This window comes from Elusimicrobiota bacterium (assembly GCA_016218575.1).
Classification (GTDB): Bacteria; Elusimicrobiota; Elusimicrobia; order UBA1565; family UBA9628; genus JACRDN01.
In genome coordinates, this window is record JACRDN010000014.1 from 119,943 (window position 1) to 143,553 (window position 23,611).

General features: G+C 62.0%; 19 protein-coding genes. 11 read left to right on the forward strand and 8 right to left on the reverse strand.

Annotated features, from left to right (window positions below; genetic code table 11):
• Positions 1 to 34: 34 nt before the first annotated feature.
• From HY921_04475 to HY921_04505, 7 genes are all read left to right on the forward strand, one after another.
• Entirely contained in the window at positions 35 to 559 is a 525-nt protein-coding gene (locus tag HY921_04475; GenBank protein ID MBI5630123.1) for a hypothetical protein, read from the forward strand.
• Entirely contained in the window at positions 556 to 1,578 is a 1,023-nt protein-coding gene (locus HY921_04480) for a hypothetical protein (GenBank protein ID MBI5630124.1), read from the forward strand. The genes HY921_04475 and HY921_04480 overlap by 4 nt, the downstream gene beginning before the upstream one ends.
• Positions 1,575 to 2,900 carry an FAD-dependent oxidoreductase gene (locus HY921_04485; protein MBI5630125.1) on the forward strand — a complete coding sequence of 442 codons (1,326 nt, stop codon included), beginning with the start codon at positions 1,575 to 1,577 and terminating at the stop codon, positions 2,898 to 2,900. The genes HY921_04480 and HY921_04485 overlap by 4 nt, the downstream gene beginning before the upstream one ends.
• Positions 2,876 to 3,988 carry a hypothetical protein gene (locus tag HY921_04490; GenBank protein MBI5630126.1) on the forward strand — a complete coding sequence of 371 codons (1,113 nt, stop codon included), beginning with the start codon at positions 2,876 to 2,878 and terminating at the stop codon, positions 3,986 to 3,988. Before HY921_04485 ends, HY921_04490 begins: the two co-directional genes overlap by 25 nt.
• Positions 3,989 to 4,104: 116 nt before the next feature.
• A complete protein-coding gene (speA, locus tag HY921_04495; GenBank protein ID MBI5630127.1) occupies positions 4,105 to 6,060 on the forward strand; it encodes a biosynthetic arginine decarboxylase in 1,956 nt (651 codons plus the stop codon).
• A gap of 88 nt (positions 6,061 to 6,148) precedes the next feature.
• Positions 6,149 to 7,423 (forward strand): hypothetical protein, encoded by a 1,275-nt coding sequence (locus tag HY921_04500; GenBank protein ID MBI5630128.1) that lies wholly within the window; start codon positions 6,149 to 6,151, stop codon positions 7,421 to 7,423.
• Positions 7,424 to 7,429: 6 nt separating this feature from the next.
• Entirely contained in the window at positions 7,430 to 8,767 is a 1,338-nt protein-coding gene (locus HY921_04505; GenBank protein ID MBI5630129.1) for a hypothetical protein, read from the forward strand.
• Here HY921_04505 and HY921_04510 read toward each other — a convergent pair.
• Both HY921_04510 and era read right to left on the reverse strand, forming a co-directional pair.
• On the reverse strand, positions 8,764 to 10,818 hold the full coding sequence (locus HY921_04510) for a S46 family peptidase (GenBank protein ID MBI5630130.1): 2,055 nt from the start codon (positions 10,816 to 10,818) through the stop codon (positions 8,764 to 8,766). The two genes, HY921_04505 and HY921_04510, sit on opposite strands and share 4 nt — an antisense overlap.
• A 24-nt stretch (positions 10,819 to 10,842) precedes the next feature.
• Positions 10,843 to 11,739, reverse strand: coding sequence for a GTPase Era (gene era / locus HY921_04515; GenBank protein ID MBI5630131.1), 897 nt, complete (start codon positions 11,737 to 11,739; stop codon positions 10,843 to 10,845).
• A gap of 71 nt (positions 11,740 to 11,810) precedes the next feature.
• Between era and HY921_04520 the strand changes: the two genes are divergently transcribed.
• The 4 genes from HY921_04520 to HY921_04535 are packed head-to-tail and all read left to right on the forward strand — an operon-like array spanning position 11,811 to position 17,678.
• Positions 11,811 to 12,545, forward strand: a complete 735-nt coding sequence (locus HY921_04520) for a slipin family protein (protein ID MBI5630132.1) — start codon at positions 11,811 to 11,813, stop codon at positions 12,543 to 12,545.
• A gap of 5 nt (positions 12,546 to 12,550) precedes the next feature.
• Positions 12,551 to 13,663, forward strand: a complete 1,113-nt coding sequence (hemW, locus tag HY921_04525; GenBank protein ID MBI5630133.1) for a radical SAM family heme chaperone HemW — start codon at positions 12,551 to 12,553, stop codon at positions 13,661 to 13,663.
• A gap of 53 nt (positions 13,664 to 13,716) precedes the next feature.
• Complete coding sequence (locus HY921_04530) at positions 13,717 to 15,018, forward strand: PhoH family protein (GenBank protein MBI5630134.1); 1,302 nt, start codon at positions 13,717 to 13,719, stop codon at positions 15,016 to 15,018.
• Positions 15,018 to 17,678, forward strand: a complete 2,661-nt coding sequence (locus HY921_04535) for a valine--tRNA ligase (GenBank protein ID MBI5630135.1) — start codon at positions 15,018 to 15,020, stop codon at positions 17,676 to 17,678. The genes HY921_04530 and HY921_04535 overlap by 1 nt, the downstream gene beginning before the upstream one ends.
• 153 nt (positions 17,679 to 17,831) lie before the next feature.
• On the opposite strand, the gene HY921_04540 is transcribed toward HY921_04535, so the two are convergent.
• The 6 genes from HY921_04540 to HY921_04565 form a co-directional block, all read right to left on the reverse strand.
• On the reverse strand, positions 17,832 to 18,497 hold the full coding sequence (locus tag HY921_04540; protein MBI5630136.1) for a hypothetical protein: 666 nt from the start codon (positions 18,495 to 18,497) through the stop codon (positions 17,832 to 17,834).
• 87 nt (positions 18,498 to 18,584) lie between these two features.
• Entirely contained in the window at positions 18,585 to 19,838 is a 1,254-nt protein-coding gene (locus tag HY921_04545) for a DUF1343 domain-containing protein (protein MBI5630137.1), read from the reverse strand.
• A gap of 1 nt (position 19,839) precedes the next feature.
• The gene (locus HY921_04550) at positions 19,840 to 20,604 is read right to left on the reverse strand and encodes a hypothetical protein (GenBank protein MBI5630138.1); all 765 of its coding nucleotides are present in this window, start codon (positions 20,602 to 20,604) and stop codon (positions 19,840 to 19,842) included.
• A gap of 6 nt (positions 20,605 to 20,610) precedes the next feature.
• On the reverse strand, positions 20,611 to 21,216 hold the full coding sequence (locus HY921_04555) for a flavin reductase family protein (GenBank protein ID MBI5630139.1): 606 nt from the start codon (positions 21,214 to 21,216) through the stop codon (positions 20,611 to 20,613).
• 1 nt (position 21,217) lies between these two features.
• The gene (locus HY921_04560; protein ID MBI5630140.1) at positions 21,218 to 22,447 is read right to left on the reverse strand and encodes a homogentisate 1,2-dioxygenase; all 1,230 of its coding nucleotides are present in this window, start codon (positions 22,445 to 22,447) and stop codon (positions 21,218 to 21,220) included.
• Entirely contained in the window at positions 22,444 to 23,517 is a 1,074-nt protein-coding gene (locus HY921_04565) for a fumarylacetoacetate hydrolase family protein (protein ID MBI5630141.1), read from the reverse strand. Before HY921_04565 ends, HY921_04560 begins: the two co-directional genes overlap by 4 nt.
• Between the last annotated feature and the right edge of the window lie 94 nt (positions 23,518 to 23,611).

The following is a 23,611-nucleotide window of genomic DNA, read 5'->3' on the forward strand; positions in this document are numbered from 1 at the left end:
TGTGTCGAGGCCGCTAATTTTTTAATATCGGGGCATGCGAGTTGCATTGAGATTTATTCTCATTTCGGGCCTCGCCTGGGCCCCTTCGGGGCTCCTGGCCCAAAACATCCGGTTCACACAGGGCCCGGCGGCCGACAGCCTCACGGCCGCGGCCGCGATGGACTTGACGGCGAGCCTCGATGAAGTGAAATCGCAATCCGGGGACGCTTTCCATGGCCCGGAGATCATGCGGATATTGATGGGAAAGAAGGGCGGCGCGGGCCGCTCTGGCCTGCCGGTCAATTACGTCGAGCCGGCCCGGGTCAGGCGCTTCGCATGGGGCGGGGCGATCCTGGGGGCGGCGGCGGGCTTTTTCTTCCTGGGCCCGCTGGGCGCTGTGGCCGGGGCTTTGGCGGGGGCCGCGGCCGGGGCTTACGCCGGGCATAAAATTTACCAACCCTCCATCGGCATCCTCGTGGGCGCGGCAGCGGCCGTGGCCCTCGGCTTCGGCATCCCGGGCTTGATTCTTGGGGCCATTTTGGGCGGGTTGTTGGGGCTGACTCTGACTTTCCTTCTATGAATGGAGCGCTTCTCGCCTTGGCGCTGGCGGCGGTGCCGCCGCCAGCGTACGGGGTAGAAGCGGCTTTCCCTCCTTTTCGCCTGGAAGTCCCTCCGATTCCTGCTCGGCCCTCGCTCCGAGCCCTGGCGAGAGCGGCGGCGGGCTCGGTTCCTTTGAACGTCGTCCAAATCAATTTGGGGCTTCTGCGCGTTCCCGGCGTCGGAGACATCGTGGCCTACGTGGACCGCCGGGCCCGGCTCATGCCCCGAGTCGTGGGCGAGCTTTCCCTGGAGAAAGATGTGGACGTTTTCGTTTTTGAGGAACTTTGGGAGGAGGGCCACGCCAAAATCTTGGCCGCGGAGCTCGAGGGCCGCGGCTACACCGTGATCCGGCCCAGCCGCAAGCCTTTTCCCTTCCTGCAGGGCTCCGGCATGATGGTCGCGGTCAAGGAGTGGATACCGATCCTGGAGGCTTATTACTACCTTTTCGAGGACCGGGCCAATTACGAGCGGAATGTATATAAAGGAATGGTATTGTTGACCCTCAAACCCCTTGAGGATGCGCCGCCCATGGTTCTCGTAGGCGCCCACCTTCAATCCGTGCCCGACCCGCGGGCCGACGATTCCATCGCGGCGCAAAAGGGGCAGATCAGGCAAATCGGGAGGATTATTGGCGAGCACGCCCGGAAAGGCGCCGAAAGCCTCGTTCTTCTCTGCGACTGCAATCTCCAGGACGACCAGGAGAACTACAAATCCTTAACGGAGGGGCTGGGGCTTGCGGACGTCATGAGCCTGCTCTACCCCGGCCGGGAGGCGCCCAGCATGTCGCCGGAAAACCCATTGAACCGCATGGGGCCACAGCCTTTGGACCGGGACATCCGCATAGACTACGTGTGGGCGCGGGGAGGCGCCAAGGCGGGAGTGACTCCGGTGGAGGCCCAGGCCGTATTCAACAGACCGTACGCCACTTCCGAGGGGCCCCTCTATCTTTCCGATCACTACGGGGTGTATGCCCGATTATCCTACGGAGTGGAACCATGAGCTCATTTTGGCTTGAGACCGCGCCGCCGTACCAGCCGGGCCCTTCCCTAAAGAAAGCCATTGAAGCGGACGTGGCCGTCGTGGGTGGGGGATTGGCCGGAGTTTCCACGGCTTACCACCTTAAGAAAGAGGCCCCGCGCCTGCGCGTGGCCGTGCTCGAGAGCGAGCATGTGGGCTTCGGGGCCAGCGGCCGCAACGCTGGATTTGCCATGACTCTCTTCGGCCTGGCCCTCCCCATCACTGCGCTGCGCTTCGGCAAGGCCAACGCCGCCGCGGCCTACCGCTTCATGGCCGGGGCCGTGGATTACGTCTGGAACCTGTGCCGGGAGCTCGGCATCGATGCCCAGGCGGAGCGCACCGGGCTCTTGGTCGTGGCCACCAACCTGGCACAGGTCAAACGCCTGCGCCACGAGATGTCGCTGGCGCGCGAGCTGGGGCTCTCTGATCTGCGCTGGCTTGAAGCCGGCGAGGTGCGCCGGGAGGTAAATTCCCCGACGTATCTCGGGGCCAAGTATGACCCCTTCTGCGTGCTCGTCAATCCCGCCAGGCTCGTGCGCGGCCTTAAAGAGGCCGCGATGAAGCTGGGCGTCGAGTTTTACGAGGGCACGCCGGTCTCAAGCCTTCGTTGCGGGACGGACCTGGTCCTTGAGACACCCGAGGGCTCGGTGCGGGCGGCGAAGGCCGTGCTGGCCACCAACGCTTATTCCCAGGGATTTCCTCTGTTGAGCTCCAAGGCCGCGCCGGTGCACACCTATATCTCGCTCACCCGGCCGTTGACGGCCGCGGAGCTTGCGGCCATCGGCTGGCGCCGCCGCCAGGGCATAGAGGACGCGCGCAACCTCGTGCATTACTACCGGCTGACCCCGGACAACCGCCTCCTCATGGGTGGGGGTCAGGCGCACTACTACCGCGGCGGGGGCCTGGGCCGGGACACCCACCAGGGGAACCTTGAGCATGTGCGCTCGCATATCGCCGAGGCGTTCCCGGTCTTGAGGGGAATCGAGATCACTCACCACTGGGGCGGTCCGGTGTCGGGCACCTTGGACTTGGCGCCGGCCTTCGGCTACGCCGGTGAACAGAAGAAGGTCATTTACGCGCTGGGCTGCGTCGGGCACGGGGTTTCCCTCATGACCATGGCCGGGCAAATCCTGCGCGACCTGGCCTTGGAGCGGGACACGGAGCTTTCGCGCCTTTTCTTCGTCAACCGCCGGACGGTCTGGGTGCCGTGGGAGCCGGTGAGAGCGGCGGTGATCAACGGCATCATCTCCGGGCTCAAGCTGCAGGATAAGTTCGACGAATGGCGCGCCTCTACCCCCGCATGAGGAACACGGCGGCCCTCGCCGCGCTTTTGATTTCGGCGAGCGCTTCCGCGCAGAGGCCGGCGCAGAAATGGCTCATCGGCGTCCAGGCCAGGGTCGCGGCCCAGGATTACCGGGACCAGGAGTCCTTTAAGAAGAGGATGTCGGAGGCCTTGGAGGGGGCTCTCAAGGACCCGCGGCTCAAGCCTGGAGATCCCAAGCTTGTCGTCTTTCCCGAGCACATCGGGACGTGGCTCGCGGTGGCCGAGGAGTCCGGATCGGTTTACGAGGCCGCGAGCAAGCAGGGGGCGATCACCCGGCTCATCCTCGGAAATCCCCCATTTCTCTTCTACCTTCTCCGGCAGGCTTGGAAAGACCGGCGCTGGCGCTTCTACGAGCCCCATTACGTGTTTGGGCATCTCCTTCGCTACAAGTCCCCTGTGGTCTGGAAGATTTACCAGGAGACCTTCAGCAGGCTGGCCAAGGCCAAGGGGGCGACCATAGTGGCCGGGTCCGTGGCCTTGCCTGCCCTGTCCGACCTGGGTTCGGCGGCCTCGGCCTTGCGCAACGTCTCATATATTTTCGGGCCGGACGGCCGGGTCCTACACCAGTCCGGGAAGGTTTACCTGGTGCCGAGCGAGCAAAAATTCCTAAGCCCCGCGCCTGCGGAGGAACTGGGCGCGGTACGGACTCCCTTCGGCAAGGTGGGGGACATGGTCTGCGCCGACGGGTGGTACCCTGAGGTGTACGAGCGCCTCGGCGACTCGCAGATTCTGGTCCAGCCCAGCTTCGGCGAGTACGGGCTTGCAGCCTTCGACAAGCCCTGGCGCGGCTATATCGAGGGCACCGAGCCGGAGAGCGAGGACAATCCCGGCCAGCATGTCATCACGGAGAAGGAGGCTTGGCGCAAGTACTCGCTGGCGACAAGGATCCGCCGGACCAAGGCCGTCGCCGGGATGAACCCCTTCCTCTCCGGAAAGCTCTGGGACATGCAGCCCGGAGGCTGGGGGATGGCCGTGATCCGAAACGGTCGCTCCTGGCTCGTCTACGAAACCCCCACCGACCCCGCCAAGGACACCTTCCTCATTGTCCGACTGGTGTCAGACTACTAACTTTTGCAACTTATGCAGTCTGCACTCCGCGGCCAAGGCGCGGCTCGCGGTTCCTTTCCGAGGGCGCGCGCCCGGCCCCATCCCTCCTCCCGCGTGATATAATGTATCCAAGATAAATGGGAAGTAAGCCATGGACCATCGAGGATTCGGCCAACCTTTATAATCTCAAGGGCTGGGGGTTGAAATACTTCGGTGTCAACGAGGCGGGCGATCTCACGCTCCATCCGCGGCGCTCCCCCGATGGGGCCATCGATATCAAGAAAATCATCGATGACGTGGTCGCCCGCGGCATCAAGCTCCCGGTTCTCTTCCGCTTCCAGGACGTCCTGCGCCACCGCGTGGTCCAGTTGAACGAGACCTTCCAAAAAGTCATCTCCGAAAGCAAGTACCAGGGCCGCTACCTGGGAGTCTACCCCATCAAGGTCAACCAGCTGAGGGAAGTAGTCGAGGAAATCGTGGACGCGGGCGAGCCTTATCAATTCGGGCTCGAGGCCGGGAGTAAGGGGGAGCTCATGGCTGTGCTCGCCATGAACGGCCCCGAGGCACTGACGATAGTCAACGGCTACAAGGACGAGTCTATGATGCGCCTGGCCCTGCTCGGGGCCAAGATCGGCAGGAAGGTGATCGTCGTCATCGAAAAGCCGAGCGAGCTCGGGCTTCTCATCAAGGCCGGCAAGGAGCTGGGCGTGCGCCCCGCCATCGGGCTTCGCGCCAAGTTGCAGACGCAGGGCAGCGGCAAGTGGAAGTACTCGACAGGGTCTGCCGCGAAGTTCGGGCTGACCACGCCAGAGATCCTCGATGCGGTCCATCAGATAGACGCCGCCGGCATGCGCGACTGCTTTAAGCTCCTCCATTTTCACATCGGCTCGCAGGTTACCGATATACAGACCATCAAGGATTCGGTAAAGGAAGGCGCCCGGATTTACGCCAAGCTCGCCAATATGGGGCTCAAGATCGAGTATCTTGATTGCGGGGGAGGGCTTGGCGTCGACTACGACGGGACCCATACCGCGGTTGACAGCTCCATGAATTACAATCTGCGCGAGTATGTCAACGGCGTGGTCTACACGATCCAGGAGGTCTGCAAGCAGGAGAAGGTGCGAGAGCCCCACATCGTCACCGAGTCGGGCCGATCGGCGGTGGCCCACCACTCGCTCCTGGTGGTCAACGTTTTTGGAAGTATCGAGGCCGGGGACACCCCCATTGATTTCAAAGAGGCTCCCGGCGAGAACGAAGTCGTCTCCCAGATGCGGGAGATCATCAAGGGCCTGGACCCCAAGAACCTGGACGAAAGCTACCACGACGGGGTCCAGAGGCGGGATGAGGCCTTCTCGCTCTTTAAACTGGGGTATCTCAGCTTGGAGGACAAGGCCAAGATCGAGAACCTGTTCTGGGCCTTGTGCCTCGAGATCGGCAAGATGATGTCCAAGGCCAAGTACGTTCCCGAGGAGCTGCAGGAAATGACGAAGATGCTCCGGGACCAGTATCTCTGCAATTTTTCGCTCTTCCAGTCCCTGCCGGACAGCTGGGCCATCGGTCAGCTTTTCCCGATCATGCCGCTGCACCGCTTGAACGAGGAGCCCCTGCGCCGCACCGCGCTCGTGGACATCACATGCGACTCGGACGGGAAGATATCGCAGTTCTCCTGCCACCGCAAGGCGGGAGGGACCTTGCCCCTGCACTCCTTGAAGCCGGGGGAGCCCTATTACCTCGGAATATTCCTCATGGGAGCCTACCAGGCCACCATGGGCGACATCCACAACCTCTTCGGCAGGGTCAACGAGGTCCATGTCTTCCAGGACGATGAGGAGCCGGGCGGCTACTATGTCGAGGAGATCATCCAAGGCCAGGCCGTCCGCGACGTTCTGGCCAGCATCCAGTACAACGAGTTCGAGCTCGCCAAGATGATCAAGGCTTCCATCGACGCCCAGGTCAAGGCCGGAAATATCAAGCCCCGGGAAGGCGTGGACCTTCTCAACCAATACGAGGCCGTCATGGCCGAGTACACCTACATAGACCACAACGGCGTTCCCGCCCCTTCTCCCGCCGTTCTCGACGCGAATTGCCCTTAAGTCCTATAGGCACGTAGGCCCAAAGAACATCAGCGCATGGGTCCAAGGGCTTACCTGGCTTCCAGACCCTTTTATTTATGATGGGCCCATGAAGACATCCCATGGAGCCGTTCTCGCCGCGACGCTGTCTTTGCCTCTTGCGGTCCAGGCCTGGGCCGATCCGTTCCGTGTCCCCGCCGGCCGCCCCGACCTGGTGCCGGCCATCAAGGCGGCGCTGCCCCAACTGGCCGATTCTCCGGCCGCCATCCGCCTTTCCAAAACCAATCTGGAGGGGGAGTTCGGCCGAAAGATCATCGCTCCGGTCGAGTCGCTGCTGAGAAAAGGCGGCGTCGAGTCCTCCGAGCAATTCCTGGCCTTGCCCGCCGAGGAGCAGGCCCTTAAATTATCCGGGGCCATAAGCCGCTGGTCCGGAATCGTCGAGCGGATGCCGGGGAGGCTCGAGAAGGCCGCTAGAAACGCCGCCGAAGGCCTTGATCCCATCCAGACCGAGCGGCGGCTCAAGCGCCTGGCCCAGGCGGCCAAGAATTACAGGGATTACGGCGCTCCCTTTGTGGAGCCGGGCAGGGTTCGGAGCCTGGAGCTTTCCGTGGATTCCATTTCACAGATGAGCGAACGCGCTCAAGGACGCGCCGAACAGGTGGTCAAGGCGGGCCTGGCGGATATATTTTCGCGTCCGCATTGGAATCCGGAGGAGCTGCTCCAAACCGATCCGGACGCCTTGATGAGGAGGCAGCAACGCCAGGCCATCATCGCCGCCGCCATGTCTTCTTCCCGAGAACTCGATAAGAATGCTTTGGGTCCTCTTATCCTCGACCTGCAGGGGGCTGGAAAGAGCAAGTCTTCCTTGACGGACAACTGGGAAGCCTTATGCAGGAAGCTCGCCGCCCTTGAGGTGATGCCTCTCGGCACGAAACCGGACGATATCGAGGATATCCTGTCGAATCTGAGCGGAGTCATCTCCGCAGGAAAAGTCTATTACTATAAGGCACAAGATGCGGCCGGGAAGGCCGCGTTTCGATCCTTTCGAGAGGATGGAGACAGGCTGCAGCGCGACCTCCTGCGGTTGATTCCTCAAGAGCATCTCTTTGAGAGGCTCGGCCAGGCGATTGCGAAGATCGAGCCCTACTTCATCAGAGGCGGCGCAGGCGTGAATCCCAAGGATAAGGCGGCCTGGATAGAGTTGCACCAGGGACTCAAGAAGTTTCAAACCGAAAGGCAGGGAAGCCTAAAGGAGTTGGCCAAGATGATCTCGCGACTGGTCGAGAGCCACGAAGAATATGCGCCGCAAACCAAATTCGATGCGGCGTACTCCATAGCTATCGTTGACCAACTGCGGATGATTGTGGTAGTTCTCGCCGAGTAGGCGAAGATGACGCCTGGCGCCGGCTTTTCGCGCATTGGAGCCGGTGCCAGGCTATTGATTCTGGCCTGCTGCCTGGCCGCGCCCGAGGAAGGGGGAGCCGCCAAGCCCGCCTTTGACGCGCCTCTTGCCAGCCTTATCCCCGCCATCCATGCGGTCCTGCCGCTGGTGCCCGACCCCGACGTCTCCGCGGCCGCGCGCAGGCTTGCCGCCAACGACCCGAGCGGCTCTTACGGCCGGAGCGCTCTCCTGCCGGTGGCCCGCGAGGTGCGCAGGCTCAAGGTGGAGTCCGAGGCGCAGTTCCTGTCCCTGGGCGAGGCGGAACGGGCCGGCCTTGCGGCCGAGGCCTTGAGGCGCTGGAAAAAGAGCGCCGGCCGGCTCTCGGAAGGGCTGCGCCGCCGCCAGGAACGCCTGGAGCGGGAGTGGGAGGATCGTCCGGCGGCGCCCGCGCGCCTCGAGCGCTATGCCAGGCAGGCCGGCGACTTGTTTTTTCACGCGAGCCCTATTTTCGATGACGGCTCTGCGGAGCTCATCCGGCTCAACGCGGTCTATGGAGGGTTCGTCAAGATACAGGCGAGAATGAACGAGGCCTTGCGCTCGGGCCCCAAGGAGCTGTGGCAGTATCCTTCGGAGGTTCTTCTGGAGCCAGCCGCCCTGGAAAGCCTGCTGGGCCGGACGAGGGAGGCTCTGGCGGCCGAGAGGGCTCGCCTGCCGTTATTTTGGGCCGCGCAGGATTTGATGGGCAAGATCGAAAGGGACGGGCGGGCCAAAGTCGACCGTCTTCCAGATTTGGGGGAGAACACGGCTTTCATCGCCGCGCGCTGGGAGGAGACCCAAGCTCTCCTGCGCGAGGCTCAGCGCAGGCCGGGGAGTTTCGGCGACAAGCAGGCGGAAAAGCTTTTCGATCTCGGCAGCCTCGTTCTTCGCGACGGCAAGGTCCGCCTGCGCAAGGCCTTGGAGGCCGGATTGGGGGAAAAATCCGAGGTCCGGCGGGCTTTTCGAATCTATCACAAGGACGGCAACCGCCTTTTGAAGCTGGTTCTGGAGCTTGGAGGAAAAGACTTCGTACGGCGAAAGGCGAGCCCTGCCCTGCATGTCCTCAAGCACGACCTGAAAACCTCGGCCCTGAGGGCCGAGGACCGGGAGGCCTGGGCCGCTTTGGTGCCCCTTCTCGAGGGCTACGGGGAGGGCCCGAACGGGACGGCTTTGGAGCGCTTAAGGGTTCTCGTCAGCCGTCATCGGCGCTGGATGTCCGCGCGTACCGATTACTTCCCGAGTTCTCGCCAGGACTCGATAGATCGCGTGGAGCGGCTTCAAATGATCTTCGAGCTGATCATCGCGGGCTAATCGCCCACCAGCTCCCGGGCCAGAGCCGGCATGTCGTAGATGATCCGGAGCCCGGCCAGTATCCCGCCCGAGTGCACGGCCACGGCTCGGCCCTGCTCATCGGTGTAGGAATAACGCCCGACCAGGCTCTGGATGTTGCCGTCGAAGATGAGGCCGACGTACTCGCCCTTGCGGTTGAACACCGGGCTTCCCGAGTTGCCCCCGATGATGTCGTTGGTCGTTACGAAGTTGAGGGGGATGGGCAGGTCCAGTTTTCCCCGCGCCTGTGCCACCTTCTCCGGCAAGTTGAAGGGGAACTGGTTGTCGAAGGAGGCGGCCCGGTCGTATAGGCCGTAGAACGTGGTCTTATAGGGAACCTTGGTCGTGCCCAGCTCGTAGCCGACGGCCTTTCCGTAGCTGAGCCTAAGCGTGAAAGTGGCGTCAGGATAGGTAGTCTTGCCGTACAGGGCGAAGCGAGCCTTGGCGATGCGATTTCCCTGCAGGGCCTCCACGCTCTGGATATCGTCCTCGTACCACTTGCGAAGCTCCCGGTACGGGGCGTCTAGCCCGCGTGCCCAGACGATCAAGGGGTCCTGGGACTCCTCCACGGCCTTGCGCCCGCCCTCGACGAGCTTCTTACGGAAAGCGGCGTCGTCAAGCTGGGTTTGGCTCGCCAGCTCATGGGCGACTTCCTGCGGCGAGCGGCCCTTGAGCGCGGCCTTCACGTGAGCGTCACTTTTGCCCAACTCGTCCAATGATTCCTGAAGGCAATCCGACAGCATCGCCTCCTCGAAGTCCCGGTAGACCGGGGCGGGGGAGAAAAGCCTGAAGCGCAGGGACTCCAAGGCAGAGTCGCGGAATTCCTCGAAGCGCTTCTCGTTGGGCTTCTCCACCTCGGCGACGTAGCGGACTATGGTGTTGGCGTAGTCGGCGAGCTTCGCGCCCACGAATTTCCGGTACGCGGCCTCCTTGTGGCGTTTGATGAGGGCGTCTTGGGCCTTGGCGATGCGGTCCCAGGCGCCGCCGTAGGCCTTGGCGAGCTTGGGATCCTTGGCGACGAGCGCCCGGGTCTCCTTTTCGCGGGCGGCCAGGCGCTTCATGAACACGGGGTCCTGCAAGCCCTCGAGCTCTCCGCTGATGGCCTTGACCGCGTTCTCAAAGCCGAATATCCGGTCCTTGGCTCGGCGGGCCTGCTCCGGGCCCCGCGCGGAGTAGGCGTAGAGGGCCTTGATCCGGCGCTTGAATATCTTGAGGCGCGTGGGGGCGTAGTAGTCCCTCTGGTACTCGAGCTGGCGCGCGGTCTTCAAGCGGTCCGTCGAGCCGGGGTGCCCGGAGACGAACACGAGGTCTCCTTCCTTGAAGCCGTCCGGGTTCAGGCGGAAGTATTTCTTGGGACTCACCGGAGCGCCGTTCTCATAGACCCTGAAGAAGGCCATGTCCAAATCGAAGCGCGGATAGGTGAAATTGTCCGGGTCCCCCCCGTAGAACGCGGCCTGCTGCTCCGGCGCCATGACCAGGCGAATGTCGGTGTACTTCTTGTAGCGGTAGAGCCAGTACTCCCCGCCCTGGTAGAGCTCGACAACGTCTGAACGCAGTCCGGTCTTGTCCGTGGACTCCTTCTCGACGCGCGAGATCTCCGCCTTGCGCTGCTCGTTTTGTTTTTTGTCGGAGGCCTCGGAGTCGACGGCTCCCAGGACCCGGTCCGTGACGTTTTCCAGGGAGATCAATTGGTTGAGCTCGAGGTCGGGGCACTTCATCTCCTCATCGGCCGCGCGCGCGAAGAAGCCGTCCTTGACGTAGTCCTTCTTCTCGCTCGACACCTTCTGGAGCTGCCCCAGGGCCACGTGGTGGTTGGTGAGGACTAGGCCGGTCTCCGACACGAAGGCTCCCGAGCCGCCGTCGTTGAACCGCACCGAGCCCAGCTGCACGAGCTCCGTCCACTCCGGCGTCGGGATAAAGCCGTAGCGCTCCCTCAACTGCTGGGTCGGAAGGTTGTCCAGGGTCCACATGCCCTCGTCTGCGTGCAGGAGGTGGGGATTCAAGGCGAGCGCGGCGGCTATCAGTATTTTCATAATACTGAATTATAGCAATTTCAGTTACAGGTAGCCGAATTCGCGCAAAGAGCGGGGGTCCTTGCGCCAGTTCTTTCGCACCTTGACCCATATCTCGAGGGCGGCGGGGCGGCCCAAGAACGACTCGAGGGCCGCTTGGGAGCGGTCGGTCAGGAGGCGCAGGCTTTTTCCCTTTTGGCCCAGGATGATTCCCTTTTGGCTTTCCCTTTCCACGTACAAGGTGGCGTAAACCTCGTCACGGCCGCCTTGATTCTCCCGGAACTCGCCGATGGTCACGGCGCTGGCGTGTGGAATCTCCTCCCCGTAAAGGGAGAATATCTGCTCGCGTATGATCTCGGTCGCGAAAAAGCGCTCCCAGCGGTCCGAGAACTGGTCCTTCTCGTAGAAAGGGGAGGACTCCGGCAGCCTCGATAGGATTTCCCGGAGAAGCTCCTCCAAGCCCTGCCCCTTCAGGGCCGAGACTTTGAGGCAGGCGGCCGGGCTGAAGGCCTGCGAGACGCTTTTTTGGGCGGTTTCCAACGCCCCTGGCTCGGCCCGATCCGCCTTATTTACCGCAGCGATGAGCGGGGCGGAAGCGTTCTTAAGGAACGATAGCTCTTCCAAACGGGCGGGAGAGACTTCGCCGGGTTCGACCACAAGGAGCAGCAGGTCCGCGTCCTCATGAGCGGCTCTGCGCGCGGCGATGCTTAGGGATGACTGAAGGGAATCCTTGGGATCCCTTATGAACCCCGGGGTGTCCATGAAGCATATCTGGTAGCTCTCCCCGTTCAATATGCCCAGTATCTTGTGCCTTGTCGTCTGAGGCTTGGGGGAAACCGCGGAAAGCTTGAATTTGAGCAGGGAATTGAGCAAGGTGGACTTGCCGGCGTTGGGAAGCCCCACGATGGCCACGAAGCCCGATTTGAAAGCAGGTTCGCTCATTTGTGTTTAGATTTTAACAATTTAGTAGAATAAAAATGACTTTTCAGCCGTTGGCGCAGCTTGGAGGCCCCATGAACGCGATGCCGATCCTCATCTTGGTTTTCCTCGTCTTCATTTCCATCCGCATCATCAACGAATACGACCGCATGGTGATCTTCGTGCTGGGCCGGATGTGGCGTGTGAGCGGCCCGGGGCCCATCATCGTCGTTCCCGGCGTCATGGCGGCTCAGAAGGTAAGCCTGCGCACCGTGGTCCTGGACGTGCCTCCGCAGGACGTCATCACCAAGGACAACATCTCGATGAAGGTCAACGCCGTGGTTTATTTCCGGGTCATAGACCCCGAGAAGGCGATCATCCAAGTCGAGAACTACGTCTACGCCACGAGCCAGCTCGCCCAAACCACTTTGCGCAGCGTCCTGGGCAAGATGGAGATGGATGACCTCCTGGCCAACCGCGAGAAGATCAACCTGGAGCTCCAGCACATTCTCGACTCCCACACCGAGCCTTGGGGAGTGAAGGTGAGCAACGTGGAGGTCAAGAACGTGGATCTCCCGCAGGAGATGCTGCGCGCCATGGCCAAGCAGGCCGAGGCCGAGCGAGAGCGCCGCGCCAAGATCATTCACGCGGAAGGCGAGCTGCAGGCCTCCGAGAAGCTGGGCCAGGCGGCCAAGATCCTCTCCGCCGATCCCGCTTCCATCCAACTGCGCTACCTCCAGACCTTGGCCGAGATCTCGACCGAGAAGAACTCGACCACGATTTTTCCCGTGCCCGTGGACGTCATTTCGATGTTCATCAAAAAGAACTGACCCGTTTGGAGCCAACCAGCCTCGCAGGCCTTTACATTCACGTCCCCTTCTGCTCGGTGAAGTGCTTTTACTGCGATTTCGCGGCCTTCTCCGGGCAGAAGCGGGCCGTCCCGCGCTATCTGCGCGCGCTCGAGGCCGAGGCGGGGCTGGCCCCCGCCTTCAAGCCCGACACCCTCTACATCGGGGGAGGCACCCCTTCCGAGCTCGAGGCCGGGGAAATCAAGGCGCTTTTGGCCTTGATCCGCGCCGCCTATCCCGGCGCCGAGTTCCGCGAGGCCACCTTCGAGGCCAACCCCGAGAGCCTGAGCCCGGAGAAGATCCGAATCCTCAAGGACAGCGGGATCACGAGGCTGAGCCTTGGCCTTCAGACCACCGATGCCGCCCTTCTTAAAGCCATCGGCCGGCGGCACACTTTCGAGGATTTCTTGGCGGTTTACGCCGAGGCGCGCCGCGCCGGGGGCTTCTCCATTTCCGTGGATTTGATGTACGGCCTGCCCGGGCAGGCCCTCTCGTCGTGCCTTGAGAGCCTGGACCTGGTCCTTGACTTGGGTCCGGAGCATCTCTCCCTATACGGGCTCCAGGTGGAGGATCAAACTTTGTTCGCCAGGCGCCAAGTGGAACCGGACGAGGACATGGGCCGCGCGATGTTCGAGGCGAGCCTCGATAGGATTGAAGCCGCCGGTTACCGTCATTATGAGATCTCGAATTTCGCCAGAGCCGGCCAAGAGTCCCTGCACAACCAGATCTACTGGAGGGGGGGCCGCTACGTGGGACTGGGCTGCGGCGCGGCTTCTTATTGGGATGGAGTCCGGTCCATGAACGAGGACCGGCTCCTCCCTTACTGCGAGAAAGTGGAGTCCGGCCGCCGGCCCGTGGCCGAGTCGGAGAGCCTCGAGGGCAAGGAGGGTCTGGGCGAGCGCATCCTCCTGGGCTTGAGGCTGCTGGACGGGCTGGAGCTGGTTCCCGAGATGGAAGCGCAGTTCGCGGGCGAATGGAAGGATTTGCAGGAGCGGGGCCTGGTCAGCCGCCGGGGGCGGCGCGCGCGGCTTACCCGCGAGGGGGTCTTCCTCGCCAACCAGGCCTTCATGAGCTTCGTAGCGCCCTTTTCGGGGGTTTAGGGCCTGCCAGTTGGTCATATTATTTCATTGCGAGCCCTTAGGGGTAGGAGATTATGAAAACATTTGTTCTAGACACTAACGTGATCCTCCATGATCCCATGGCGATGCTTGCCTTCGCGGGCTCGCGCGTGGTCATTCCGCTCACCGTGATCGAGGAGCTCGACACCTTCAAGCGCAATAACGACGAGCGCGGCCGCTCGGCGAGGCTGGTGGCGCGCAAGCTCGATGATCTCAGAAAAAAGGGCAAGCTCTCCAACTGGGTCGATCTCGACCACGGCGGTAAGCTCCGGGTGGAGATACAGGTTTCCGACGGCCTTCCCCGCGCCTTCTCGGCCCACACCAAGGACAATGAGATCCTCTCCTGCGCCCAGTACATGAAGAAGCAGGGCGAGAACGTGGTATTCATCTCCAAGGACATCAACCTGCGCATCAAGGCCGAGGCCTTGGGCCTGGAGACACAGGACTACGAAAAAGAGAAGGTGGACATCTCCGAACTCTACCGCGGCTGGCGGGAAGTGGGTGTCACCTCCGACATGATAGACAAATTCTACAAGGAGAAGAAGCTGGTCTTGCCCGACCATGAATTCATCCCCAACGAATTCGCGATCCTGAAAAACCAGTCCGGGGGGTCCCAGAGCGCGCTGGCTCGCTTTGACCCCAAGGCGGCGGCTTTGATCCCCCTCCAGAAGGAGTTCGCCCCGTGGGGGATCAAGCCCCTGAACACGGAGCAGCGCTTCGCTTTGGAGCTCCTCCTCAGCAAGGACATCCAGCTCGTCTCCTTGGTGGGGGTCGCTGGCTCAGGAAAGACCTTGCTCGCCCTGGCCGCGGCCATGCACCAGACCTTGGAGGAGAAGCATTACCGCCGCATCTTGATCGGCCGCCCCGTCGTCGCGGTGGGACACGACATTGGGTTTCTTCCCGGCACCAAGGAGGAGAAGCTCGTCAATTGGATGGGCGCCATATACGACAATTTGAGCTTCCTCTTGGAGCGCCCCAAGGGGTCCCTGGAGACCACGGACATGGACATCCAGATGCTCATCGAGGAGGGGACCATCGAGATCGAGGCCGTGACCTACCTGCGCGGCCGGAGCCTGCCCAACCTCTTCATCATCATAGACGACGCCCAGAACTTGACGCCCCACGAGATCAAGACCATCATCTCGCGCGCGGGCCAGGGGGCCAAGATCGTGCTCACCGGCGACCCCTACCAGATAGACAACTATTACCTCGACGCATCCTCCAACGGCCTCACCAACCTCGTGGAGCGCTTCAAGCGCCAGAGCCTCTACGGCCATGTCACCTTCGCCAAGAGCGAGAGGAGCCTCCTCGCGGCCTTGGCCTCGGACCTTCTCTAATGCTCGACAAAGCCTACGACCCCAAGCCCGTCGAAGCCAAGTGGGGGGAGGCTTGGCGCCGGGCCCGTCTTTTTTCCTCAAAGCCGAAGCCCGGCGTCCGGGTGTTCTCCATCGTCATTCCTCCACCCAACGTGACCGGGGCCCTGCACCTCGGCCATGCCTTGAACAATACCTTGCAGGACGTCCTGGTTCGTTGGAATCGGATGCGGGGCGCAGAGGTCTGCTGGGTTCCCGGCACGGATCACGGGGGCATCGCCACGCAGAACGTGATGGAAAAGCAGCTCAAGGCCGAGAAGTCCAGCCGGGGGGATCTCGGGCGCGGGAAATTCCTGGAACGCATGCAGGCATGGACCAAGGACTGCAAGAGGACGATCTCGGGCCAGCTCGACAAGCTCGGCTGCGCCCTGGACTGGGAGCGGGAGGCCTTCACCATGGACGAGGCCCGGGCCCGGTCCGTTTTCGCCGCCTTCAAGGCGCTTTGGGAAAAGGGGCTTATCTACCGCGGGGAGCGCCTGGTCAACTGGTGCGTTCGCTGCGGCACAGCACTTTCCGACATCGAGGTCGAGCACGAGGAGCGCAAGGGCCAGCTCTGGCACGTGCATTACCCGGCGGCGGAGGGGGAAATGGGGCTCGACGTGGCCACGACGCGGCCCGAGACCATGCTCGGCGATGCCGCGGTCGCGGTGCATCCGAGTGATCGCCGTTATTCCCATTTGGTCGGCAAGAAGCTCAAGCTCCCGCTTACGGGGCGAGAGATCCCCGTCGTCGCCGACGAGGCCGTGGAATCCGAGTTCGGCACAGGTGCCGTCAAGGTGACGCCGGCCCACGACCCCGACGACTTCGAGATAGGGGCCAGGCACGGGCTGGCGCTTCTCAAGGTGATCGGGCCCGACGGCCGGATCACGGAGGCGGGCGGGCCTTACGCGGGGCTTTCCCGCGAGCAGGCCCGGGACAAGGTGGTGGCGGATTTGAAGGCCTCGGGGCTTCTTCGCGAGGTGAAGGACCACCGCCATTGCGTGGGCGTCTGCTACCGCTGCTCCTCGGTGGTAGAGCCCCTCCTGTCGGATCAGTGGTTCGTCAAGATGTCGGAACTCTCCCGCCCCGCGCTCCAAGCCCTGGATCAAGGAAAATTTAGGATTCATCCGCAGAGTTGGGAGAAGCCCTACCGGGACTGGCTTCTGAGCATCAGGGACTGGTGCGTCTCCCGGCAGATCTGGTGGGGCCACCGCATCCCGGTGTGGTATTGCTCGGCCTGCCATGACGAGAAGGTCGTTTCCATGGACGCGCCGAGCTCATGCCCTGCCTGCGGGGGTGAATCCTTCGTCCAGGACCCGGACGTCTTGGACACTTGGTTCTCTTCCGCTCTTTGGCCCATGTCTGTTTTCGAATGGCCGAAAAAATCAGAGGAGCTCAACTATTATTACCCAACCGCGGTTCTGGTCACGGGCTACGAGATACTCTACCTATGGGTGGCGCGCATGCAAATGATGGGTCTGGAGTTCATGGGGAAGCCCCCGTTCCGGGACGCCCTCATCCACGGCATAGTCCGCGACAAGAGCGGAAAGAAGATGTCCAAGTCCCTCGGCAACGTCATAGATCCCCTCGATATGATGGCCAAATACGGCACCGACGCCCTGAGGTTCTCCTTGGCCGCCCAGGCCCACCCGGGGCGGGATATCCCCTTCTCCGAGGACTCCCTCACCGGGCCGCGCAACTTCGCCAACAAGCTCTGGAACTCGACGCGCTTCGTGCTCATGAACCTGCCGGAGGCTCCTCCGGCGGGAGGCTATCCGCTTTCCAAGCTCTCCCTTGGCCGCATCGAGCTCTCGGACCGCTGGATTTTGGCCGAGCATCAGAAGACCGCCGCCCTTGTCCGGGATCATTTGGAGCGCTACGAGGCCGCCGCCGCCGCGGATATCCTTTACGGGTTCCTGTGGGACACATTCTGCGATTGGTACGTCGAGCTCGCCAAGATCCGGCTCCAGGGCATGGATGGAGAGGAGAAGGAGGCGGCGCGGACCATTTTGGTTCAAGTCCTCTCCGGGACCTTGAAGCTGCTCCATCCCTTCATGCCCTTCATCACCGAGGAGCTGTACTCGGCTCTCAGGCCCTACTCGGGCGAGAAGGCCGAGTTCATCCTTCAGGCCGGCATTCCCGAGCCCGAGTTCGACTGCTTGAGCCCCGAGGCCGAGAAAGAGATGGGGCTTCTCATGGAGATCATCGCGGCCGTTCGCTCGGTCCGCGCCCAGTTGAACGTCCCTCCGGGCCTTAAGATCCGCGTCCTCTGCTCCGGAGGAGAGGACGCGGTCCGCGATCTTGTCGCCAAGGGAGACGGCTATATCAAGGCCTTGGCGCGGGTGGAGAGCCTAGAGCCCGCCCAAGAGGGAAAGCGCCCGGCCCAAAGCGCTACCGCCGTGGCGGCGGGCATGAGCTTGTTTATCCCTCTCTCCGGGCTCATTGACTTCGATAAGGAGAAGTCCCGCCTCCAGAAGGAGCTGCAGAAGGCCGAAGCCGACCTCAAGAAAATCGCGCAGAAGATGGAGAACAAGGATTTCCTCGCCCGGGCTCCCGAGTCCGAGGTCTGCCTTGCCCGCTCCCAGCGCGAGGCGGCGCTGTCCCGTCAAGCCCGGCTCAAGGAGACCTTGGCCGCGCTGGAGTAGCCCTTGGCCCATAATTACTAAACGATAATACACTTGCGTTTAGTATGACCCGACCCAACTGCTTAAGATCGCCGCGGCCGAGCGCCTGACCCTGGCCTTGCGCCTGGGCCATAGGCTATTTTGAGTCCGAGGTTCCCAAGCTGGCCCGGAGAATCATAGGCCAATAGGGTGAATCTTGCGTCCGAGCCTCACCTGGTAGCATTGGGAATATTCATCGGGGCTCAGCAGTTTTGTCTTAGGGTCAAAACGCTTGCATACCATGCCCGCCACTCGGCCCGAGCTTCCCGTGACCAAGACGCAGTAGTTTTGCGCCTTGCTGGAATCCGACTGAACGTAACTTACGACGGTCTTTTTCTCCGAGCATTTTAGATGACGGATTCCATTTTTTTTGTCGCGGCAGGTGATGTTGGATCTTTCTGAGAATTCGCAGTTCAGGATGTCCCTGCGCATTAGGAACGGTCTCAGGGGTTTGGAATCGCAAAGGAAAAAACCGTCTTTATCGTGAAGGCCGACGGCTTCACCAGTCTCATCGTAGAACACGGCCGCCAGCCCCTGCCGCGATTCATTCCCCAGAGTCAATTTCAGTTCAGCAGGCTCGGTGGAGTGAGCGCAGGCTAATATTCTAGCGCCGATAGGGCGGTCTCCTATTTGTTTGCATTCAAACCGCGCGCTCTGCGCGCTTTCACCGAGTCTTTTATCCTTCTGCCACGTTCCCGTCAGAGGTCGGCAATCATAAATCCCCTTGAGGGTATCCGCTGCCTGAAGACAAGGTCGATATAAACAGTTCGCGAGAATAAAGGCAAATAAGGATCTTTTCATGTTCCATTCCTCCTTAAAAATCGGGCACTCGACCAAAGGTAACAGATGGCAGTAAGCCTGTCAATACTCGATCCCATTCGATAGTTTTCAGTATAAAAGATGCGGCTGGCGCAGCTCCGCGAAATCCCGTGCCCCTTGGTCGAATAGGGCGTCGAGCTCCGCCAGAGAGGCTTTTCGCTCGATCATTTCCCGGAACTTGTCCGTGCCCACCATGCGCTTGGCCTCGTCCCATCGCCATTGCATTTCTTGGGGATGCAGGGACATGACGGCGTCATTGAGCCTGAGGAATACCTTCAAAGGGCGGACCTTCTCCCTGTCGGTCACTTTCATGCGCACTCCGTGGCAGAGCTCCCCTTGAAAAACGCTTTTGCTGGGGGTGTAGTCCTGCGCCGAGAAGGAGATTCCCTCGAGACCCGCCTCGTTCAGGCGCCGGACGACTTCCTCGCCTTTCATCCATGGAGCCCCTATCCAGCGGAAAGGGAGCGGCGTACCGCGCCCCACGGCCAAGTTGCTCGACTCAAATATGGATATCCCCGGGTAAAGAGCGGCGGCCTCGAGGTCCGGCATGTTGGGGGAGGGGGGTATCCAGGGCAGGCCGGTCTCATCGAACCACTGGTCCCGGGTCCAGCCCCGCATCTTGACGACCGTCAGCTTGCCGTATCCGAGCTCCGCGGCGTAGAGCCGGGCGATCTCGCCGGGGGTGAGCCCGTGGCGCACGGGCTCGGGGAAGTAAGCGGTTGCCGTCACTTGGCGCAAGGATAAATCATCCAGGACAGGCCCTTCCATGGTGACGCCATTGATGGGATTGGGGCGGTCGAGCACGATGAACTTAAGCCCGGCCTTTGCGACCTCCTCCATGGCCATGCCCATGGTGGCCAGATACGTGTAGGCCCGGGTTCCGATATCCTGAATGTCAAAGACCAGCGCGTCCAGGTTCTTCAAGTCCTCCGGCCTGGGGCGCATTCCCGAAATTCCACCGGAGTAGAGGCTGACGATGGGAATGTCCCGGCCTCCTAGGCGCAAGGTCGAGGAGGAGACCGCGTTTTCCTCGTTCGTGCCGGTAAATCCGTGCTCGGGAGAGAATAAAGCCTCTAGCCTGACGCCTTTGGCCTTGGCCAGGACCTCGACCGTGGTTCGCCCCCGGCGGTCCATTCCCGTGTGGTTGGTGATGAGTCCTACGCGCTTTCCCTGGAGCTCCTTAAAGCCGGTTTTCTCCAGGACCTCGAGACCGGTCTCGACCTTGGACCGGCCCAGGCCGGGGAGGCTCGCGCAGCCGCCGAGCGCCAAAACCAGGCAGCCGGCAACGGCCGCAACGCCTGGGGCCTCTGGAAGCCGGAGCACTTCAGGCCGCGCCCGCTTTGCGGGCCCGGCCATACGCGAGCATCGCCGTCTCGACGGCGGAGAGCTCCTGGGCCCCTATCTCCCAGAGGGGCTTGGGCTTGAGCAAGGTCTCGATTTCAAGGAAGAGAGTCTCATCTATGAAGGGGGTCACCCGGCCGCTTTGGTACTCGCTCTCCTTCTCCTGGTAGAGGCCGAGGAAGGTCTTGTCCCTGAACCAAGCCTCGCGGTTGGATTCCTGCAGCTTCTTAAGAAGCTGCTCGCTCGGGTTTCTCTGCACGAACTCGAAGAATATCCCGGCCGGGGAAGCTCCGGGAAGGTTCCACTCCCCGCTGAAGACCTGGATCAAGTCCTCCTCTCCGTCCTTCATGATGGGGGTGATGAAGTTCACCCCGCGCTCCAAGGCGTGCTTGTGGAACGCCAGAAGGTCGGGGGTGCGAAGGGCAATGTGCTGCCAATGGGCGGAGCCCCCGCGGCTCTTCAATATCTGCCTAACGTGGGAGGACTGCGAGGAGGGTTCGGTGGGCTGGACCACGGCCACTATGGTTTGGCTGAGCTCCTCCGCGCCTGCGCCCCTGCCGATGCGGGCCGCGAAGGTCATGGATTTCTCCTCGCTTGCGGCCGGCCAGCGGCGGCGCTTCTCGTAGATGACGTCCTCGGGCTCCACGCCGAATACCACGCGGAAGAGGGCGTAGGTCACCTTGTAGAAGCGGGGCTCGACCAGGACGGTCATGTGATCGACGACTAGGTTGAGGAATTCTTTTTTCATATGGACTCACTCCGGTCTAGGAAGCTCGAAAGCGTCCCGGGTGCGGGCGTACCACGCCCCCTCCATGCGTCCGATGGCTTTTAAATCCTGGTGCTTGAGCCTGCCGTCCTTCCACACCGAATCGTCGGCGTGGAACATCACGACCTTGCCGATCACGAGATTCCCGCCCAGGGGCCCCTCGCTCAGGGTCACGATTTGGATAAGCTCGCACTCCATGTGGACGGGAGATTCCTTGACGCGCGGGGGCTTGACCTTGAGGCTGGGCACGGGAGTCAGCCCCGCCTCCGCGAATTCGCTGACGCCGTAGGGGTAGTTGGCCGAGGTTCGGTTCATCTTCTCGGCGTTGTCCTCGTTGGCGAGGTTGACCACGAACTGGCGGGTCTGGCGCACGTTGAGCAAGGTGTCCTTGACCCGGCCCTTGCGGTCGTTGACCGGGGCGAAGCACAGGCTCATGGGGTTGGCCGTGATCCCGGTGAAGAAGCTGAAGGGAGCGAGGTTCATTTTTCCATCCGGGCTCGCGGTCGAGACCCAGGCGATGGCGCGGGGCAGGATGCTTCCAATGAGGAGTTGGTAGCGGTCCCTGGGGGGTAGAGTCTCCGGGTCTATGTCCATGTCAAGTCGATGAGGAGTCCGCCCTGTGCTTTGAGGCGACTCGAGCCCAACTCAGCGTATACTTCTTGTCGGCGTAGGCCGCCCCGGTTTTGGTGACTTCAAGGCTCTCGAAGAAGGTGTCGAGCATCACGGCGAGATAGGAGGACACTTTGCCCCGGCTCTCCATGGACTTGGCCGCGGCCATGCCCTGAGGGCTGTGGGGGAGCGAGCCGGGGTGGAAGGTAAGCGACCCCGGTTCGATCACGCCTTGCCTGGCGCCGTAGCTCGTATTGGAGAAGAACATCAGCTCGTCGGAGTCCACGTTGTAGTGGGCGTAGGGGGCGGGGATGTCCTTGGGGTGCCAACCCTCCACCTGGGCCCGAAAAGTGCAGACGGAGAAGCCGTTGTAGGGGGCGTTGCCGGACTGAAAAGTCTGCCGGGTCGGGGGTGCGGTGTGGATCTCTCGCGCGATGGAATGGTGGTCGGCGCTGTCGAAGGAGAACGGGAACAAGGCCCCTTCCCAGCCTGAGAGGTCGAAAGGGTGGTGCCCGAGGGTGATTTTGCTCACTTTCCCGCCTTGGTGCTTGACGAATATCGCGAACTCTCCGACCTCGTCGCGGGGAGGGACGAACTCGGGGACGCCGATCTCGGTCTCGACCACCGGCGCCATCAAGGTGGCCTGCCCGTGGGGATTTAAGTAGTGCGGGGCGAACTGGATCGGATAAGCCGATTCCATGATGAAGAAGAAGGCCCGCGGGCTCTTGAGGCGGTATTGGACGGTGGTTCCCTTCGGGACGATCAGGTACTGCCCCGCGCGGAAAGGGAGCCTTCCGTATTCGCTCAGAAGCTCTCCCTCTCCTTCCTGGACAAAGAGGGCTTCGTGGAACTCTCCATTCCTGAAGAATTCCCTTTCAGGAGCGGAACTCCGGGGCTTGGCCACCGAGACGCAGGTGGATTTTCCGAAGACCAGGACCTTCCGCGAACGAAGGAAGTCCTTGCCGTAAGGGATGCGGCCCGCGCGGATGTGAAAGGGCTGCAGGGGAGCCTCGCCGAGAGGCTGAGGCGACAGGTTGAGGCCCGTTTTTTGAGGGGCCTTGACCTGCTCGGTGGGATAGCGGCGCACGTGCATCTTGCGCGAGTAGGGCCCGGAGAAGCCGTAGGTCCCGTGTATCTCCTCCAAGGCCAGCACTCCGGGCTTGGCGTAGAATTCCGTGTGGGGCGTGTTTGGAACCTCGCCTCTGCGTATGATCATGGGAGCCTCCCCGTTTGGGAGGCGATAGGGAGAGAGGGTTTTGCCTGCTCCTTGGTGTACTTCAAATGTATTTGTCCCCCGGGTTTTCCCACGACATTCCTCAGCACGCCTAACTTCTCCACTTCCAACTCAATTATATCAGCGGGCTTCACCCAGCGGTCCAAGTCCAGGCCGCAGCCCTTGTGGTAGGTGCCCGATCCCAGTATGTCTCCGGGATAAACCGTTTCCCCCTGGGAGACATAAGAGAGCATCACCGGAAAGCTCCAATAGCGCCCCGAGGAGTTGCCCGAGCTCCACACCTCGCCGTTGACTTTGACGCTCATCTTCAAGTTCTCCGGCTCCGGGAGCTCATCGGCGGTGAGAAGGTAGGGGCCCAGGCCGTTGGCGAAGTCCTTGGCCTTAGCCGGCCCCATGCGGCAAATCATCTCGTTTTTCTGTATGTCCCGCGCTGAGAAGTCGTTTAAGATGGTGTAGCCCGCGATGTGGCGGGCCGCCTCCCCGGGGGAGAGATCGCGGCCTTTCCTCCCCACCACACAGGCGATCTCGAGCTCGAAGTCGAAGCGCCGGGTGTAGCTCGGCCAGGGCACGGTCTCGCCTGGGCCGTAGATCTCGCGGTGGTTGCCCTTGTAATAGACCGGCTGGTCGTACCACTCCGGGGCCAAGGGCTCCTTGCGCCTGGCCGCCCCTTGAAGGGCATGATCCTCGAAGGCGAAGAAGTCGCGCAGGGCCCGAGGCCGCGGGAGGGGGGAAAGCCAGCGGATGTCGCTCTCCTTGAAGGCGACCCTTTCCCCGCCAGGGCCCGCCAAGTCCTCTCCGAATTTGCGCGAGCCTTCGTGCATGAAATCCAATGTTTTCCTCGCCTCGGAAAGCGCGGACTCGCCCAAGTCGAGGAAGGCCAGCATGTCGGGAGGGATGAGGGCGTCGGCCCGGCTTTGGGGGGCCTCGGCCCCTTCTTTGGCAAGACGCAGGGCCGCGGCGCGGTTTAAGTCCACGATCCTCCCGCCGAAAATCGCGCCCAGTCTCTCGGAGGGCTTCAAGCCGGCCTGGGCCTCGAAGGTGACCAATTTCACGGTCTCAGTATCTCATTTTTTCGCCCGGCTCTCAAGGAAACGGCACTCGACTGGTCTAGGTCTTTCGACCTAGGCCTTCCCGGGTCCAAAGGCA

Bases quoted from the DNA above. Each gene is read 5' to 3' on its own strand.
- HY921_04475 (MBI5630123.1), top strand. From the start codon at position 35: ATGCGAGTTGCATTGAGATTTATTCTCATTTCGGGCCTCGCCTGGGCC.
- HY921_04480 (MBI5630124.1), top strand. From the start codon at position 556: ATGAATGGAGCGCTTCTCGCCTTGGCGCTGGCGGCGGTGCCGCCGCCA.
- HY921_04485 (MBI5630125.1), top strand. From the start codon at position 1,575: ATGAGCTCATTTTGGCTTGAGACCGCGCCGCCGTACCAGCCGGGCCCT.
- HY921_04490 (MBI5630126.1), top strand. From the start codon at position 2,876: ATGGCGCGCCTCTACCCCCGCATGAGGAACACGGCGGCCCTCGCCGCG.
- speA (MBI5630127.1), top strand. From the start codon at position 4,105: ATGGGAAGTAAGCCATGGACCATCGAGGATTCGGCCAACCTTTATAAT.
- HY921_04500 (MBI5630128.1), top strand. From the start codon at position 6,149: ATGAAGACATCCCATGGAGCCGTTCTCGCCGCGACGCTGTCTTTGCCT.
- HY921_04505 (MBI5630129.1), top strand. From the start codon at position 7,430: ATGACGCCTGGCGCCGGCTTTTCGCGCATTGGAGCCGGTGCCAGGCTA.
- HY921_04510 (MBI5630130.1), bottom strand. From the start codon at position 10,818: ATGAAAATACTGATAGCCGCCGCGCTCGCCTTGAATCCCCACCTCCTG.
- era (MBI5630131.1), bottom strand. From the start codon at position 11,739: ATGAGCGAACCTGCTTTCAAATCGGGCTTCGTGGCCATCGTGGGGCTT.
- HY921_04520 (MBI5630132.1), top strand. From the start codon at position 11,811: ATGAACGCGATGCCGATCCTCATCTTGGTTTTCCTCGTCTTCATTTCC.
- HY921_04530 (MBI5630134.1), top strand. From the start codon at position 13,717: ATGAAAACATTTGTTCTAGACACTAACGTGATCCTCCATGATCCCATG.
- HY921_04535 (MBI5630135.1), top strand. From the start codon at position 15,018: ATGCTCGACAAAGCCTACGACCCCAAGCCCGTCGAAGCCAAGTGGGGG.
- HY921_04540 (MBI5630136.1), bottom strand. From the start codon at position 18,497: ATGAAAAGATCCTTATTTGCCTTTATTCTCGCGAACTGTTTATATCGA.
- HY921_04550 (MBI5630138.1), bottom strand. From the start codon at position 20,604: ATGAAAAAAGAATTCCTCAACCTAGTCGTCGATCACATGACCGTCCTG.
- HY921_04555 (MBI5630139.1), bottom strand. From the start codon at position 21,216: ATGGACATAGACCCGGAGACTCTACCCCCCAGGGACCGCTACCAACTC.
- HY921_04560 (MBI5630140.1), bottom strand. From the start codon at position 22,447: ATGATCATACGCAGAGGCGAGGTTCCAAACACGCCCCACACGGAATTC.